This window comes from Chryseobacterium sp. 1B4 (genome assembly GCF_036631475.1).
Classification (GTDB): Bacteria; Bacteroidota; Bacteroidia; order Flavobacteriales; family Weeksellaceae; genus Chryseobacterium.
In genome coordinates this window covers 370,731-384,337 of the sequence record NZ_JAPNUF010000005.1, presented here as the reverse complement: position 1 = coordinate 384,337, position 13,607 = coordinate 370,731, and the positions used below count along the sequence as shown (strand labels likewise).

General features: G+C 34.3%; 12 protein-coding genes and 2 pseudogenes. 1 reads left to right on the top strand and 13 read right to left on the bottom strand.

The genetic code is table 11. From position 1 onward, the window contains the following. The 12 genes and pseudogenes from OWR28_RS05695 to OWR28_RS05640 all read right to left on the bottom strand — a co-directional run. Positions 1-702 (bottom strand): TonB-dependent receptor plug domain-containing protein (locus OWR28_RS05695; protein ID WP_332385812.1); only part of this gene is annotated, 702 nt, incomplete at its 3' end. A gap of 397 nt (positions 703-1,099) precedes the next feature. Beyond that, a complete protein-coding gene (locus OWR28_RS05690; RefSeq protein ID WP_332385811.1) occupies positions 1,100-2,416 on the bottom strand; it encodes a SusD/RagB family nutrient-binding outer membrane lipoprotein in 1,317 nt (438 codons plus the stop codon). Positions 2,417-2,421: 5 nt separating this feature from the next. Then, positions 2,422-2,775, bottom strand: a complete 354-nt coding sequence (locus tag OWR28_RS05685; RefSeq protein ID WP_332385810.1) for a hypothetical protein — start codon at positions 2,773-2,775, stop codon at positions 2,422-2,424. 148 nt (positions 2,776-2,923) lie between these two features. Further along, the gene (locus OWR28_RS05680) at positions 2,924-3,091 is read right to left on the bottom strand and encodes a hypothetical protein (RefSeq protein ID WP_332385809.1); all 168 of its coding nucleotides are present in this window, start codon (positions 3,089-3,091) and stop codon (positions 2,924-2,926) included. After that, positions 3,069-3,641: pseudogene (locus OWR28_RS05675) on the bottom strand (TonB-dependent receptor domain-containing protein); the annotation flags it as partial. The gene OWR28_RS05680 and the pseudogene OWR28_RS05675, both read right to left, overlap by 23 nt. 260 nt (positions 3,642-3,901) lie before the next feature. Further along, positions 3,902-4,621 (bottom strand): hypothetical protein, encoded by a 720-nt coding sequence (locus OWR28_RS05670; RefSeq protein WP_332385808.1) that lies wholly within the window; start codon positions 4,619-4,621, stop codon positions 3,902-3,904. Further along, the gene (locus OWR28_RS05665) at positions 4,570-5,301 is read right to left on the bottom strand and encodes a TonB-dependent receptor plug domain-containing protein (protein ID WP_332385841.1); all 732 of its coding nucleotides are present in this window, start codon (positions 5,299-5,301) and stop codon (positions 4,570-4,572) included. Before OWR28_RS05665 ends, OWR28_RS05670 begins: the two co-directional genes overlap by 52 nt. Positions 5,302-5,841: 540 nt before the next feature. Beyond that, positions 5,842-7,014: pseudogene (locus OWR28_RS05660) on the bottom strand (SusD/RagB family nutrient-binding outer membrane lipoprotein); the annotation flags it as partial. An 11-nt stretch (positions 7,015-7,025) separates the two neighbouring features. Continuing rightward, positions 7,026-7,952, bottom strand: a complete 927-nt coding sequence (locus tag OWR28_RS05655; RefSeq protein WP_332385807.1) for a SusD/RagB family nutrient-binding outer membrane lipoprotein — start codon at positions 7,950-7,952, stop codon at positions 7,026-7,028. Between the two features lie 225 nt (positions 7,953-8,177). Beyond that, positions 8,178-8,774 (bottom strand): TonB-dependent receptor domain-containing protein, encoded by a 597-nt coding sequence (locus tag OWR28_RS05650; RefSeq protein WP_332385806.1) that lies wholly within the window; start codon positions 8,772-8,774, stop codon positions 8,178-8,180. 29 nt (positions 8,775-8,803) lie between these two features. Then, positions 8,804-10,348: a TonB-dependent receptor plug domain-containing protein gene (locus OWR28_RS05645; RefSeq protein WP_332385840.1), complete on the bottom strand. Its 1,545-nt coding sequence runs from the start codon at positions 10,346-10,348 to the stop codon at positions 8,804-8,806. Then, positions 10,345-10,518, bottom strand: a complete 174-nt coding sequence (locus OWR28_RS05640; RefSeq protein ID WP_332385805.1) for a hypothetical protein — start codon at positions 10,516-10,518, stop codon at positions 10,345-10,347. Before OWR28_RS05640 ends, OWR28_RS05645 begins: the two co-directional genes overlap by 4 nt. Positions 10,519-11,059: 541 nt before the next feature. Between OWR28_RS05640 and rnhB the strand changes: the two genes are divergently transcribed. After that, positions 11,060-11,644, top strand: a complete 585-nt coding sequence (gene rnhB, locus OWR28_RS05635) for a ribonuclease HII (RefSeq protein ID WP_332385804.1) — start codon at positions 11,060-11,062, stop codon at positions 11,642-11,644. Between the two features lie 128 nt (positions 11,645-11,772). Here the strand turns inward: rnhB and yidC are convergent, their stop codons facing one another. Beyond that, complete coding sequence (gene yidC, locus OWR28_RS05630) at positions 11,773-13,572, bottom strand: membrane protein insertase YidC (RefSeq protein WP_332385803.1); 1,800 nt, start codon at positions 13,570-13,572, stop codon at positions 11,773-11,775. Positions 13,573-13,607: the final 35 nt, after the last annotated feature.

Genomic DNA, 13,607 nt, shown 5'->3' with positions numbered 1-13,607 from the left:
CCCAGAAGCATCTGCTCCAAAGTTTGCATTATTCAAACCATCAGAAGCCTGGGTTCCGAATTTCTGAGAATAACCGGCTCCATACCTTGTCTGATATTCAGGGAAAGTAGACTTATCAATAAACCCTACCTGTATCGCGGAGGAAAGTGTAACTCCCCAGGAACCATCATCCTTTCCTTTTCCATTCTTCGTTGTAATAACAATTACACCATTTAATCCTCTTTCACCGTACAGTGCAGAGGCTGCAGCTCCTTTTAATACGTTTATGGATTCAATATCTTCCTGGTTGATATCAGAAAGAGCATTACCATAATCAATTGAGTTTTCTCGGGTACTGGCATTATTAACGGGTGATCCATCAATAACAATTAACGGGTTACCGCCTGCCAGTGATTTTACTCCTCTTATAACCAAATTGGAAGATCCTCCAAAGTTGTTATTGGTAGTAACATTAAGTCCAGCAACTTTACCTGATAACTGTGCAGCAATATTTCCAGTGTTTGTTGTTCCATCTGTAAGCGCACTTCCTTTAATTTCCTGCGATGCATACCCCAAAGATTTTTCTCTTTTAATGCCAAGTGCAGTTACTACCACTCCTTCAATTTCTTTTGCTTTAATGGTATCTTTCTTCTCTTGGGCACTAACTATTGCCATAGAAGAAGTCAACACTAAAACAAGAAGACTTGCTGTTAGTTTCTTCATATCAATTATTTTTATATCCGTACAAATTTGTCAATTATATTCAATAATTCAAACAAAAACGTTAAAAAAAATAAAAATTTATCATCTATAAGCAACAAAATACAATAATTAACAAAAAAAATAAGTTAAAAAATCCACATATATAAAAAAAATACTATAATTTTAAAATATTAAGAAAAATAATTCAATTTAATTATTCATATTACTCCGTTTAATGATTAACAATGATATTATTAAATAAAAAAACCGCCCGAAGGCGGTTTAAAGTTTATATAATTCTGTTCTTAAAATTTATCCCAGAAAAGTTTTGTTGTTAATTTATCTCCACCAATAGCAGCACTTGCAGCGGCATAATTAGTCCCATTTGTTGTTGCTTCGGCAGCTGGATACTGAAGCCTTACCGGAACTCTCCCCCAGCATTTGGAATTGCTGTAGCCGGAGCTACAAGTTGTGGATAATCCAGTCTTCTATAGAAGTTCCAGGAAGTCACTGATTGATTATACATTGCCACCCAGGCCTGTTCACCGATTGATTTCTTCCAATTAGCTGCATTATAAGGATGTGCTGCAATATAAGCAGCGGCATCAGATGCTAATCCCCAATCCGCAAAAGAAGATGTTACAGCTGAGTTATACAAAGTAGCCGGTGCTCCACCTATCCCCCATCTTGCAGCAGCTTCAGCAAGATAAAATGCAACTTCTGTATAGGTCATAATAAGGCCAGGTGTTGTAGCTGTATAAGCAAAATCACCTGCGTTTGAAAATTCTGAAAATTCTCCAGGAGCCCCTATTACCTGTCCGATATACACGCCATCAACATCGGTATAATATTTGGCAATTCTATTATCCATAGTTGTATTCATATAATCGACCAATGTTTTTCCTGCAATAAAATCATCTCTTGATTCTGTTTCCTGGAATATAGGATTCTGATTAGGAGAAGCAGCCAAATAAGCGAACTGACAGTTATCACTTGAAGAAGTCATAACCCCTCCCGAAATTGCCTGATTTACAGTAGACTGAGCTAAAGCAGGGTTAACATCAGCTAAAGCAATCCCCAATTTTAATAACAGAGAATTACCAAATTTTTTCCATTTTGAAATATCTCCATTATAAAATATATCTCCATTACCAAAAGTTCCACTGCTGCCAGATAAATTATTTATATCTGTACTTAATTTTGAAATAAGTGAAGAGTATATATCTGATGCTTTATCATACTTTGGAAGCGGATAAAGATCAATATTTAAAGCCTGGGTATAAGGAATATCTCCATAAGTATCTACCAAAACCTGATAGGTGTAAGCCTTCATTATATCTACAATTGCCAGTTGATTTTTCTTCTTTCCCGGCCAGGTAGATTGTTCTGCAGGTGTTGGAACATATTCATTGATTATTTTTTCCGCCTGGTCTAAATTCTTTAACACATTTACATAGTTATCTGTCCAAACATTATTTGAAACATTTCTGTTTGTAAAATCATAGTTACTTTCATTTACATAAATCGTTTCTTGCCAGTATTGCATTGTAAGCCTAAAGTTATTTTCATTAACATTAGGTGTATTCATATAATCACTTAGCTCTTTTTGCGCATATGTAAGCAAAGACTCTTGAGTTGTATTGTAGTTAGCATGTTGATCAAGATTCACATCATCACCTGTTGTACAACCTATAAACAAGAGAGCTAATATTGGTGTTAATATATATTTTTTCATATTCTTTAGAAATTAACTTTTACATTAAAGGAGATATTTCTTGTAGCCGGCATAGGACCTGATTGGTACCCTTGAATATTTCCAGACAAACCCGCCTCCGGATCAGAGTATGGTAAGTTCTTATGAATAATCCAAAGATTGTTACCTACTAAACTTACAGACATTCCTTGTATAAATTTAGAATTAAACACGTGCTTATCAAATCTATAAGTAATAGCAACTTCTCTTAATTTCACAAAGCTTGCATCATATACATAAGCTGCTCCTGGAAGGTCTGTTCCCAAAACCTGACTAGATTGAGATTTATCCAATCTAATGGTATTTGTAATGAAGTGCCCTGGATTATTAGGATCTTCCATTACTCCCGGCAAGATAACACCTCCACCATGAGTGTATTTCTAATAGGATTACCTAAATCATTGAATCCTACAGAATCGGGATATATACCTGTTCCATATCCATAATATTGATCTAACGAATACACCTTACCTCCTTTTTTCCAATCAATTAAAAGCTTAATGATAGATTTTTATATGAGATAGTATTGCTTAATCCTGCTGTCCATTTAGCCTGGAAACTTCCCTGATTATAAGTTGGTGTATCAGTCACCAAATAAGCCCCATTAGCTCCTACGATAGGATTTCCATTTGAATCATAAACATAATCCGAGTCCATATTGATCCATAATCACCGTCCAGAGGGCATTAATACTAACACCACCCTGTAATCTTCCTATTGTAATATTTTCAATACCTGGTGCTACTGTTACTTTTGTCCAAGGATTAGACCAGTTTAAGCTAAGATCCCAAGAGAAATTGGTTGATTTAATTGGTGTTGCATTAATGGAAACCTCAAATCCTTTTGTGGTTAACTCACCGGCATTTTGAGTTTTTGCCAGAGCTCCATTGGCAAAAGATACGGGTAATGGTAATATCTGATCGTAGGCTTTATTTTGAAACCAAGCTACATCAAACCCTAAACGATTCTTAAACATTTTTGCTTCAATACCAACTTCAAAATTTTTAAGTCCCTGAGATTTAAGCTCAAAATTTCTTAACGTAGTATTATAAGCATATATCGGAATATCTCCGTAAGATGGTTGCGAAAAATACCTGTTCAAAAGCTGATCAGCAGCGGTATCAGAACCTACTTTTGCGTAGGCAGCCCGAATTTTACCAAAATTTAACCAATTAGCTTTCACTAAGTTTGAAAACACCACACTTGCAGATAATGATGGATACCAGTATACAGCATCGTTATCAGGTAGTGTTGATTGATCTCTTCTGTAAGTTCCTTCTAAAAATAAGTATTTTTATATCCCAAGGAAACTTGGGCAAACACTCCATATACATACTTTGTCAAATCAGAAATCAAAGGACGAACCGGCGTGATGCTGAGTTTGCAATAGTATAAATACCTGGAATATACAATCCTCCTGATGTAGACTGCTGATTAGAATATGTTTTCTGTACGTTAATATTTCCCCTAATAACGCATTAACATTAAAATCATCAGTAATATTTTTTTATAAGTACCTATGAAGTCATAGTTGGTTTCAGAAAACTTATAAAGACTTGTTGCATAACCTGAAGGCTGATTCACTGCTCCATTTAATCCAAAACTATTTCCTGCATATGAGCCTACCGCCTTTCTGTCTTCAGTGATCATAGTATATCCATCTCGTCCCATTCTCACCAATAGATTAATATCTTTTGTGACATCATAACTTAAACTAAAATTTCCTGCAAATCTATCTCTAGAGTCATTTTGATAATTTTCATATCTCTGGAAGTATGGATTATCCCAAAAGGCAGGTGTTAAGTCAGAAATCCCCCTCATATTCCATGTATAATTTTTTTGGAAAGTGCGATATAAATATTCCTGATCTTTTATATCAACATTGGTAGGCCACCATTGTCTGAAATTAGTCATGATATTATCATTATAACCAGTAGTATTACGGCCGATAGTTTTCTGCGTAATGTAATTTGCATAAAGATTAGCAGTTAATTTATCAGTCAGTTTATATGATGCATTCCCACTAAAATTATTTTTTATCAATGAACTGTTTGGCATAATATCCGTGGCATCGGTATTAGTATAACTTAAACGATAACTCGATTTATCATCTGCACCGCTAAATGCTAAACTATTTACAAAATTAGTTCCCGTATTGAAAAACTTAATAGGGCCGTTTTTAGCCATCTGCCATGGTGTTCTCTGTCCCTGAGTAGGTGACCCGGAATGAATGCCCCATATTGCCAAACCATTGAGCCATCGTAAAGAGATCCATAGGAAGCATCATTACCGAAAGCTACCCTTGGGCTTCCCTGATATAATGTGCTGCTAAAGCTGTTACCAGTATACCCCTGTCCGTATTGGGTTTGATACTTAGGAAATGTAGATTTATCTATTGAAGACATTGTGATAGAAGTAGAAAACTCCATTCCAATACCTTCTTTATTTCTTTTTCCCTTTTTTGTTGTAATAATGATCGCCCCATTTTGAGCTCGGGATCCATAAAGAGCTGTTGCTGCTGCTCCTTTGAGAACATTCAGAGTTTCTATATCATTAGGGTTAATATCAGATACTGAACTTCCATAATCATAACCACCTCCACCTGTTGCCTGACTGGCTGTATTGATATTTTTATTCATGATAGGCACCCCATCTACAACAAAAAGAGCCTGATTATCTCCCAATAGCGACTTAAAACCTCTTGTAACCACGTTGATTGATCCTCCAAAGTTTGTACTTTGCTTAATCTCCAAACCTGCAACTTTACCAGATAGGTTATTTAGGAAGTTAGTCGTAGGGTTTTTATTGACGTCTTCCCCTTTTACTTCTTGGGTAGCATAACCGAGAGATCTTTTCTCTCTTTTGATTCCAAGTGCAGTTACTACTACACCTTCAATCTCTTTTGTCTGTGTAACAGTATCGTTTTTTTCTGTTGAGCATTTGCAATAGCAACAGAAGAAGACAATACCAAAACTATAAGACTGGTTGTTAGTTTCTTCATATCAAATTAATTTTTGTGACTTTACAAATTTGTAAAACTTTATTAATACCACAAAGTAAAATATGAAAAATTTACAATTAATTCAACATTATCAAACAAAAAGAATAAAAAAACTATTAAAATAAGTTAAAAATAAAATATTTAAGAAAAACAAATTACTAGATCATTAATTTCATTTAAAAATAATAACAATTGTTTAAATTGATAATATCTATATTAAATTGAGTCTTAGATAACATAAACAATTTGAATGTCAACGACTTGAAAAATGTAATTAGACACAAAGTGTCTATGACGGCCAAAAATGCTATGCTAGACATATTTTTTTTATTTGTCAAACATTTGATCCTAAAAACAAAAAAACCGCCCGAAGGCGGTAAAATATATTAAAATTGTATTACAAAAATTAGTTTCTAGCCCAGAATGGGGTAAATTTATTTTTAGCAAAAACATCATCTGCTGCCATACTTGGAACATTGTTAGCATTTGATTGATATTCGGAGTTTGGATACAACAATCTGTTTGGTTTAACCGCTTTAAGCGAGATTGTTGGTAACGGCGTTTCCGGATAAGATGTTCTTGTATAATCAAAATAAGATTGTTCGGGGTTGATTCCTGTTAAAGCAATCCATTTTTGAGTCATAATTGCCTCAAGCTTATTAGTATCCGTACCAGTCCATCCTAATTTAGGCACAGCGTTTACACTAGCTATATAAGTTGTCGCACCAGATGCACCTAGGTAGGCATAAGACGCAGTAATACCACTTTCGAAATGCGCCTGTGCTGCAGAAAATTGTGCTGGATAACGTAGAGCAGCTTCAGCTAATAAAAATTCGGTTTCTGCTTTTGTCATTAGAACGCCTGCTTTTGAAGAGCCCTTCTGGATTAATTCAGCTTTTCTTCCAGCAGCATCAGTAGCCCCAATAGTTTGAGATCCTACAATTAATCCATCACCAGTTCTTGAAACAGTTCTAAGTGATGGAGCACCTGGCTGCCCAGGAGTAGCACCCTGCCTTACTCCCTCAACATTCGCTGTAGTAACATTATTATTATCTTTTGTTGAAACAAGAGTAAATATTCTACCTCTTCTTCCATCAACAATTCCATTAAACTTTTGGTATACACTTCTTGTGTCCGGAACTGTAGCTTGTCCCTCTCTATGAACAGCATTACCATTTAAAGCAATTGCAATATGTTCTGAAGGTACAACTAAAGTCCAGTTTTGAGGTTGAGCACCTGCACTTGTGTATACATAATAGTTCATCCAAGGGTTTTGTTGAGCATCAGAACTTTGAGAATATCCAGGATTAACAGTTACATCAGCTGTATTAAATGTTGCCCCTTGTAAAGTTGCAAGTTTTTGATCTCTATAAGTTGCTAAATCACCTGTAACATTAGACATTCTGATAAGATATCTAAGTTTCAATGTATTAGCAAAAGCTTTCCAGCTGCTCATAGATCCTTTGAAAACAACATCAGAACTACCTGGATTAGCACCTTTATTAGAATCAATCATCTGGATTGCACTTTCAATATCAGCAATAGAAGCCTTATAGATATCTTCTCCTTTATCATATTTAGGAGTAAGGTTTAATTCTCTTTGAAAGCCTCAGAATATGGCATATCCCCCCATAAATCAGTTAATGTCTGAACATAATAAGCTTTCATGATTTTAGACATTGCTTTATATTGAGTATATTCTCCTGTTGGATCACTATAATCTAAAACAAACTGGAAGTTAGCTACATTTCTGAATAACTGATCCCAAACATCAGCATAGAATGCACTTGTAATATTTGGAGAGTACTCATCTACGAAAGGTGTTCCATAAGAATAAGAATTTCCTGCAACACTATTCATCATTAATCCCGCAAAAAGATTTAATCTTCTTGCCTGCACATAATAACTGTTTGTAACAGCTCCTGGAAAAACAAAGTTAGGAGTCAGATCATTTACAGAAATTCTATCTGGGCTCTCATTAATATCAAGATAATCATTACATGAAGTAGCTCCAAGCAATAAACTTGACAAAGCAATTATATATAATTTATTTTTCATTTTCTTAATTAAAAGTTGCGTTAATTTTAAACCAAAGGTTCTTGTTGTAGGATATTGAGTCGTTAAAGCAATTCCCGCAGCGTTATCGTTACTACTTGCTGTTTCAGGGTCTGCAAAGTTTCTATTATCTTTAGAATAAATAATAATTGGGTTTCTAGCATACAAGCTCAAACTAAGGCTATTTATGAAGGTAGAATTTAAAACAGATTTTGGAACATCATATGATACCGCAATTTCTCTAATTTTAAATGCTGTAGCATCTACTACTAAATTTTCTCCAACATTTCTGTAAATTGACCCAGACCAATATGTCGTTGCACCATTATAATCATCACCATAAGCAGGTGTTGAATTTGGAACATATGAGCCATTAACAAGCTGCACAGAACCTGGCACAACGTAACCTTGAGTTCTGTCCTGGCTTGCTGTTTCTTCAAGCCCTCCAGTAAATGCCAACAATCTTTTGTAAATGATACAAACTTACCTCCCTTACGATAATCCGCTACCGCCGATAATGTAAATGCTTTATATCTGAAAGAAGTATTAAATGTCATCGTATAATCAGGATTTAAACTTCCTAATACTTTTGTTGCAGAGTTTACTAATGGTACCCCATTAGAATTTACAATAATGTTACCATTTGGATCTCTCTGATAAGTTGTTCCAACAATTGAATAGAAATTCTCACCTACTACTGCTGCTAAACCAACTGAAGGAGTGGTATACGTCAAGATTGGAACTCTCTGCACCACTGCTTAATTCTAATAATTTTGTTCTAGACATTGCATAACCTGCATGAAGATTCCAAGTAATATCCTGTGTTTTGATTGGAGTTATTCCCAAATCAACTTCAAAACCTTTCATTCTAGACTTCCCAATATTATCTCTATAAGAAGATAATCCAGATGTGTTCGAAGGAGTGATACTACTAATCAAATCCTGCGTAGTAGATTGGTAAACAGACCCTTCCAAGGTAATTCTATCTTTTAAGAAACCTAACGCAAGGTTTAGATCAAAAGTATTTACAAACTCAGGTCTAACACCAGGATTAGTGATAGATGTAGACATAATGTATGAAGGCATAGGTCCGAAAGGATAACCTGTAGGGATGATACCAGTAGCATTAACGTTATATGGATTTATACCAGATGAGTTTCCTACCTTTGTGAAACTTGGTGCAATTTTCATATAGTTTAGTACATTGCCTCCAAAATCAAAAGCTTTAGTCGGAATAAAAGACACCCCAACTGAATAATAAGAATACGCTTTATTATTTGTCAATCTGTTGTTTGTAAGAGGATCTCTGCTATTTACAGTATAAACAGAATTCTTTCATATCTGAAAGTCCCATTTAGGAATAAATAATCTTTATAGGCTAAATCCAAATTGGCAAATCCGGCAAATACTCTGTTTCTGGTAGTATAATTATCCATATATCCACCATCTGCCTGAGCATCCGTACTTCCATATTGAGATGGATTGGATACATTATTATAGTTATACCATCCTGGAATAAATAATCCTGTTCCCCCAACAGTTCTTGCAGTAGAATAACTATCTTGAATATTATTTCCAAGGTTAAATTTCAAGTTCAAATCTGATGTTAAATCATAATCGAAATTTAACATTAAATCTCCATAGTATTTTCTATCGTTGTATATTCTGTTGAAATAATAAGCTGTAACATCTGGAGATCCGAATTGATTCAAAGTGTGAGAATCTAAGAATGGAACTCCTGTGTTAGAATAACTGATAATTCCAGTTGAACCATCATTCCAGTTATCCTGCTGAGTTTTAGTAAGATTTAAATTTCCTGTATAGCTAATGTTGATATGCTTATTAAATTCATATTGTAATGACAATATACCATTTAGATAATCTCTGTTAGTATTATATCTTGCATGCTCCACTGTCCAGTAAGGGTTAGTAGAATAAGCAGTAAGATATCCCCCGATTCCAGAATTTCTATATTTTCTAATGTCATTAGTAGATGGCATTTGCAAGATATCGTCATATATACCTGAATCAGTTTTATTAACCAATCTTCCTATATAATTGAACTGACCATCAATTCTTAATTTCCCAAGCTTCTTCCCTGCTTTGAACAAGAAGTTATTTTGTCTCATTTTATCCCCATCAACAACAAAAGCATTATCTAGCCTGTTGATTGACATAAATGCATAACCATCAGAACCACCAGCATTCACACTAACACCATTTTGGAAACTAACACCATTGGTGAAAAATTTCGAAAAATGATCTTTTACAGGAGAATAATTTTCGTATATAAATTTACCATTTGCTTGTGGTAAACCACTTGGAACCAATGTCCCTCCAAACCCTGGATAGTCATAAGCAGCTCCCCAAGACATGTTCTCCCATGGCACATAGTTTGTACCACCATAATCAGCATCACTATAACTGTCATCCTGAACTCCTTTTCCATATTTCTTTTGAATAAGTGGATATTTAAATCCTTGAGTTACTTCAACAGCAGAAGTTAAATTAACCTGAATTTTTTCAGATTTCGTTCCTCTTTTAGTTGTAACAATAATAGCTCCGTTTACCCCTTGAGAACCATATAAAGCAGCTCCTTGCAACCCTTTAATAACATTTACACTTTGAATAATTTCTGGAGGTAAAGAGTTTAAAACTGCAGCATCTGAAATCACATTATCAATAACAACCAAAGCTTGATTATTACCAGTAATTGATTTTGACCCTCTCAAAATAATTTTAAAACTTGGATCTACGGCACTGTTTGTGTTGGTAATTTGAAGCCCAGATACTTTTCCTGTTAATGCCTGAACTGCCCCTGGTGCAGCAGCCTGATTAAGTTCTTTAGTACTTACTATTTGTTGGGCATTTGTAACAGCATCAGCTTTTTCTTAATACCTAAGGCACCCGTAACAACGATCTCCTCTATATTTTTGGTCTTTAGAGTATCTTTAGTGTTTTGGGCTGATACCATCACAAATGATGATGATAGTACTACCGCAAATACACTTGCAGTTAATTTCTTCATATCGAATTCAATTATTTTTTACAGGCTACAAATTTGTAAAACTTTCTTAAAAATACAAAGAGATTTCTTAAAAAAAATTAAAATTTTCAATAATCAATAAAAAAATAAAGAAATACAGCAACATTATTTGTTAAAAATATTGTTTTTAATAAATTCAAAAACAATATTAAATTATATTATTTTTAATATCACAATGCTATTTTACATTGTTTTTTTAAACCAAAATAGCAATTATTTGAAAAATAATTAATTGATTTACAAATACATAAATCAATTTAATTGTTTAAAAAAATGAAACAATAGTATTATGAATATTATAAATCAATATTTAAATCTTCACTAAAAAAGTGAAATAATATAAACAATCACAAATAATAACATTATTATCAAAAAAACCGCTTTTCAGCAAGAAGTGTTAATCTAAAATATTAAAAATCAAGCGTAAAATAAGCTTAATAATAATTTCATTTTATAAATCATTAAACAAACATTGGATTAATATTTTTGTTTTATTTAATTTTGCGATTGGTATTCAAACAATATGGAGCTAATAAAAAACTGGTCAAACCTTTACATCGAAGCCGGATGTGATGAAGTAGGAAGAGGATGTTTAAGCGGTCCGGTGGTAGCTGCTGCGGTAATTTTAGATGAACGTTTTGAACAAAATTTAGTTAATGATTCTAAAAAACTAACATTCAAAACCCGCATGGAATTGGATAGTTATATCAAGGACAATGTAAAAAATTACGCTATTGCAGAGCTTCCTGCCTCCTTTATTGATGAACATAATATTCTCAATGCAAGTATTCATGCCATGCACCGTGCTTTGGATAAGCTCACTATAACTCCGGAACTTATTTTGGTTGATGGGAACAAATTTCATCCCTATAATTATATTCCGCACCAGTGCATTATCAAAGGAGATTCTAAAGTATTATCTATCGCTGCGGCATCTATCCTTGCTAAAAACTACAGAGATAAACTCATGATCCAGCTTCACGAAGAGCACCCTGAATATGGCTGGGACACTAATTTTGGCTATGCTACAAAAAAACACCAGGAAGCCCTTATAAAGCACGGTCCAACGGTATATCACAGACAATCCTTCAGATTGAAATATGACTGAAAACAGCTGATTCTCAATTATTAAATTCTCATAGCCTGATTGAAAATTTAAAATGATTCTAAATAAAAACCCACATAAAAAAGAGCAGCAATTAAAAAATTGCTGCTCTTTACATATTATTATAAGAATTATTTCTTTTTATTTCTTTGCTGTTCCTGAGCTTTCTGCTGCTCCTGAGCTTTCTCCATCATCTCTCTCATTCTCTTCTGGAACTTACCTTCTGCTTTCGGTTTTTCCTTGTTAGACTGAATCTGAGCATGGATTTTCTTCTCATCCAGAATCACGTATTTAATCACCAGGATAATTAAGATGTTAATCGCATTCGACACGAAATAATACCAAGAAAGACCTGAAGCCGAAGTATTAAGGAAGAACAGGAATGTAATCGGGAAAATATACATTAGTACCTTCATATTTGGCATTCCTTCCTGTTGAGGCTGCTGCATATTTCCTGAGGTCATTACCGTATAGATCAAAATAACAATCGTACAAGCCAATGCAAAAATACTCAAGTGATCTCCAAGGAAAGGAACTTTAAACGGAAGCTTGATCAAGTCATCATAAGCCGTTAAATCTTTTGCAAACCAGAACCCCTGCCCTCTAAGATCAATAAAGTTCGGGAAGAAACGGAATAATGCATAGAAAATAGGAATCTGAACCAATGCAGGCAAGCATCCCGCCATCTGATTCACTCCGGCCTTTCTGTAAACTTCCATTGTAGCCTGCTGTTTCTTCATTGGATCAGCATCCTTGAACTTCGCATTTACTTCATCAATTTCCGGACGGATTACCTTCATCATCGCACTCAGCTTATGCTGCTTATACATAATTGGCGAAAGAATCAGTTTTACAATGATGGTCATTACAAAAATCACCCAACCTGCAGATAATCCCCACGCAGCGATAATGCTATACAACCACATGAAGAAATAACGGTTCATTGCTCCGATAAACGACCAGCCTAAAGGAAGAATCTCATCGAAGTTTTTATCATAAGATTTAAGCAACGGTAAGTCCAATGGCATAAAATACCATGTAAAATCCTGATTCAGCTCACTTCCGGTCATCTGAACAAAACCTTCATAGTTGAATTTTTTCAGATATTCTCCTTCTTCAACATTTTCCTGGTTTCCTTTACTTTGAGTAAATCCATTTTTAGCTTCAATAACAGAAGAGAAAAACTGCTGCTTTATACCAATCCAGTTAAGGGTTTCTTTTTCCTCATCCATTGTCGTTCTTCCGTCATAATCGTAATCTTTATAATTATTGAAAGCATACGAAAATTCTGAGTGAGACTGCTCCTGAGCTCTACCTTTTTCTAAGTTTCTTACATTATAATCCCAGATAAAATCTGCTTTATTGTCAGAAGTAATTTTAGAAAGTCCCTGAGTTCTTACTTTAAAGTCTAAGGTATATTTTGGAAGTAACGTATAAATAAACTGAATTACAGCACCATTATAATCCGCAGTCAACGTTACAGCATTTCCATTAACAGTAGGTGAGAAAACTAAATCTTTAGTATTAACGGTCTTCCCTGTTTTATCTTTAAACTGAAAACCGTAGTTTGAATTATTTTTAGTGATCAGATAAAGAGGCTGATCCGCATTGTCTGTTTTATGGTTGTAGGCTTTATATTTTAAAAGCTCTACTTTAGAAACCTGTCCTCCCAAGCTTGAAAATTCAAGTTTCAATTCATTATTTCCAAGACTTGCTGTCTGGATGGCGTTAGGAGTTACATTTGGATTGATATTGGTTGCCTGAGTTTGCTTTACGGCATTTTTTGCCTGTTCCGTTTTCTGCTCCTGAGCTTTCAGCTCCGCTTCCTTTGCTTGTTTGTTCTGGAAATAGAACATAAAGCCGAATAGAACAAGGCATAAAACCGCGAAACTAATCATCTGCTTCTTATCGATTCCGTTGTTTTGTTGCATTTTATTTTATATTAAAATTTTACGTTTAAAATGTA